This is a genomic window from Collinsella sp. SGI.180 (genome assembly GCF_050313455.1).
GTDB lineage: Bacteria > Actinomycetota > Coriobacteriia > Coriobacteriales > Coriobacteriaceae > Collinsella.
Genome location: NZ_JBNPLL010000034.1, coordinates 1 through 3912 on the forward strand (window position 1 = coordinate 1; position 3912 = coordinate 3912).

The 3912-nt window shown below is 56.9% G+C and carries 3 protein-coding genes; 2 read left to right on the forward strand and 1 reads right to left on the reverse strand.

All coding sequences use genetic code 11. The features are described from left to right. Nucleotides 1–47 precede the first annotated feature (47 nt). Nucleotides 48–542 (forward strand): nucleotidyltransferase domain-containing protein, encoded by a 495-nt coding sequence (locus tag ACQRAP_RS08535; protein WP_039689008.1) that lies wholly within the window; start codon nucleotides 48–50, stop codon nucleotides 540–542. 71 nt (nucleotides 543–613) lie between these two features. Here the strand turns inward: ACQRAP_RS08535 and ACQRAP_RS08540 are convergent, their stop codons facing one another. Continuing rightward, complete coding sequence (locus ACQRAP_RS08540) at nucleotides 614–1696, reverse strand: IS1595 family transposase (RefSeq protein WP_052241584.1); 1083 nt, start codon at nucleotides 1694–1696, stop codon at nucleotides 614–616. A 314-nt stretch (nucleotides 1697–2010) separates the two neighbouring features. Between ACQRAP_RS08540 and ACQRAP_RS08545 the strand changes: the two genes are divergently transcribed. Beyond that, a partial coding sequence (locus tag ACQRAP_RS08545) for a hypothetical protein (RefSeq protein ID WP_427795390.1) occupies nucleotides 2011–3912 on the forward strand: 1902 nt, incomplete at its 3' end.

A 3912-nucleotide genomic window follows, 5' to 3' on the forward strand; every position in this document is an offset into this window, starting at 1 on the left:
CTATAATCTTTCTTGCTTAAATAGCAGGCGAAAGCGAAGGAGCTCCTATGGTCACCAAGGATGATGCGTGTTGGATAATCGGCCTTTCCGCAGGTGCGGGCATTGGCGTATATCTTGATGGCGGCTGGGGCGTCGATGCGCTTGTCGGGCGTGAGACCAGGGCTCATAACGACATCGACCTGTTCGTTCAGCGCGGGGATTACCAAAGGTTCGTGGATCTAATTGCTGATGAGGGGTTTTCCGAGGTGGCTGCATCTTTCACCACCGAAGATCACACGGTGTGGCAAGACGAGGCGGGGCGCATCGTCGACCTGCATTGCTTCGATTTCGCCGAGAATGGCGATATTCTGTATCAGGGAGATCGTTTTCCCGGGGAGGTCTTTTCGGGGAGGGGGCGCATCGGCGAGGTGGAGGTGTCGTGCATCGACCCCGAAAGCCAGCTGTTGTTTCACTTGGGCTATCAGCATGACGAGCACGACGTCCACGATGTCATGCTCCTATGCCGTGAGTACGGTTTCGACGTTCCCGAAGAATATCGCTAGCTGTTGCTTTTTGCATCGGGTCACGACTTCAGCGCTTGCCGCAGATGCGCTGCGCCAGACCGCCCTGGACATCACGCCACGCCGTATATGGCCCTCCGCGCACGCGAGTCCCATTTCGCCTGCTTGATCCAGTACTCGTAGAACGGATAGGGGGTCACCTTGTACTGGCGCCAGGTCTTCTCGTACGTGCCGCGGGCCGCCTGCCTCACTATGAGCTCGGCGAGCTCGTCCGCGCTCCTGCGGACCTTGAAGCACCACGTCCACTTGAACCAGGCGAGGTAGTTCTCGAGGCGTCTCGTGGAGACGCCCCGGAACCTGCCGATGAAGTGCCTCATCTGGGAGTGGAGGCTGTTCACCCTGTTGATGGCGTGCTCCTCCCTCTTGCTGGCGATGTGCTCGCCGACGCCGAGGGCGGGCAGGACGCGGCGGTACACGTGCGCACGGTCCGTCGAGATTATCGCGCCGACCGCGAGCTTGTCGGCGAGCAGCTCCCTGGCTGCCGCCTCGTCGAGGCCGCCCCTCCCCGCGATCTCGTAGAAGATGTCGCCGGCGTCGTTGATGCCGGTGAGCACGCATATCTTCTCGTGCCCGTCGGTTCCCTGCGACCTTGCGCGGGGCTTCCTGGGCACGCCGGACTCCGACCTGGAGCGGTTTCCCTTGAAGCTCTCCCTGAAGAAGCACTCGTCGAGCTCGGCCCCGCCGCCGGCCTCCACGCGGAAGGCGGGCATGCGCTTGGCCATGGCCTCGAGCAGCCTGTGGCGCATGAAGAACGCCGTCTTGAGGCACACGCCGCACTTTTCCGCCGACTCGCGCAGCGGGAGCATGTCCACGTGGCACTCCGCGAACCTCATCCAGGCCGACCTGTCGAGCTTGGTGGTGGAGAAGATGCGCATGGTGGCGTCGGTGAAGGTCCTGGCGCACCCTCGGCAGAGGAACCGCTGACGGCCGCGCCCGTCTCGCCCCCTCTTCACGTAATGCGGGGAGCCGCACCAGGGGCAGGCTCTGTCGGGATCGTCTTCCGCCCCCTCGCTTGCCGCGAGGTCGAACAACTCCGCGTCTATCAGCGCCTTGAGCGATCTCAGGGCCCTGCTCTTCTCGGCAGCCGTCATCTGCGGGAGGAACTGCCTCGTCAGCTGGGTGAGCACGTCTTCCATTGCAACCTCCATCTTTCCTGATGATGGAATTGTCGCAATTGGGGGTCCTGCTGCGTGTACTGTGCATAGGACACTTATCCAAAGCGGTCTAACACAACGGTCCTAATGGACATGGTGCTTGCAAACGTAAATTTAGAATGTCATCTGTAAGATTCCGTTTAGCAACCAAGCAGCAGTGGGAGGGATTCTAAGGAGATCAGCTGGGACAAATTGTCCCAGAGTTCCTCCATATAGCTGAATGTTCCTAAGGCGGTTATTAAAGGTGGGATAATTGATGAGATGTGTAAAGCGCATCGCTAAGAGAAAGACCGCACATGAGCAATTTTGAAATCATCCCGGTATCGAGTGCCGGCACACTCGACATAAGCCCAGCCTCCAATGAACTTTCGATTCTCGATTCCTTCGAAGCCCTGGAATTCGAATTCGACGACGCGGTAGACAAGGCGAGTAGGCTGGACTATGGGATCGCCGCAGGAAGCGGCTTGTTGACCGGGCTGCTCAGCGTGTTTCTCGGCAAGCCTCTATCTATCGAAGAGGCAGCGAAGATCGGTGGTAAGGAAGCCGACAAGATTGTCATAGACGCAGCGAGGGCCTTCGGCTGCGACCTTCCAAACGATAAGGCCATATTCGACAAGGACGGCAGATGCAGCACCGAAGTCCTGGCCAAGGCAATCAAGTTCTTGGAAGACAAATTCCCAATTCCTCAGGACAAGCTTACCCCTGAGTTCGGAGGAGGGCTTCAGCACCACCTTCGAGATTTCTCACACCATCCTACCGTTCTCGGCCTCTTCTTCTCCATCCTCGGCCAATTTACGGGCACGGGCTACGGCACCGACACGGACGGCAACTTCATCAAGCTGTTGTTCCCCGAAAACGCCCTTGTAGGGAAGAACGTCCCCGAGAAGATCGCCATCGGTACGTTCAATTGGCTGTTCCACCTTGTCAGCGACATAGACGGGTCGAACCAAAAGGCCGGCAAGGGAACCGGCATCCCGGGGCCCATTCTGTCCATGCTAAAAGAGCTTTCTTCCACGCCGCTGTTCAAGAACGTTAAGGTCAACTACAAGGAAAGCGAGATCTCGTTCTCGAAATGGGTCTCCAAGCTGTTCAATGGCACCTACTTCAAGGATTCGGAAGGAAAGCCTGTCCGCTTCGACTTCAGGACGGAGATGGGCTTGGCCACGCAATTGCTGGAGCAGTCCCTTTTCGTTCTTGCAAACGAAGTCGTCGTCCGCGTTTTCTACACCGTCTCGAGACTTGCTTCGGAGATAAAAACGAAGCGCATAGCTTCGTTTGCGGAGCTCGACCGATTGGATCCGAAGGGCTTTCTGCCGATCAACAACAGGGCCCTTACGAGGATGTGCACCGTTTCCAGCGGCACGTTCCTAGCAGTCAATTCCGCTGGCAGCGCTATTAAGGCAGGGATAGCTTCTAAGGGAAACAAGGCCGCATTCGCCAAAGCGTTCTTCCTGAACATCAACTATCCCGGCATCGGAAGGTTCGCCGTCGCTTGCTTCTTTGACGCCAAATACATCAAGGAAGACGTCGCAACTGTGTACAAGAAAGCGATGGCCGAACATGAGAGGCAGAAGCAACTAAGGGAACAGGAGCTTCAGAGGCTTTCCGCGAAATATCGATTCTTGACGCTCAACTCTGACCAAACCAGGCTCCTGTACTCCTTCCAGTCGATGATGGTGGCCTTTGACATCCTGAGCACGAAGAAGGCGGATCTGGCGCTAGTGAAAACAAGATGGAAGGACGAATGGGAGGCCACCGTCTGCGAATCCCTGGATGTGGCCAGAGATGAATTCTTCATCCGCAGCGGCAGGCAAGCATTCGATTTAATGGAAGAGATCTCCAACGATGTCGAAGACCGCTCCTGGATTGACCTGCTGGTTCTCGAGCTATCTAGATTTACGCCTTACTACCAGCTAGGTCTCGAAGAGAACAAGCCTTATAAGAAACTCAAGGTCAAGACCGACTACCTTGGCGACGTTTTCTGCAAGGGGCAGAACTACATTGACAGCACCGATGTGAAGGCAATTCAAAAGGCATACACGCATGCGATCGGAACGATAACCGGCAATCGAAAAAGGGTGGTTGCTGCAGCGGTAGCGACGCTTGCGGTCACCGCGGCGACTGCAGGAGGCGCATTATTCTTCGCTCCTGAAATTGCAGTGCTCATCGCGGGCGATGCGGTTGTCGGGCTCTCAGGT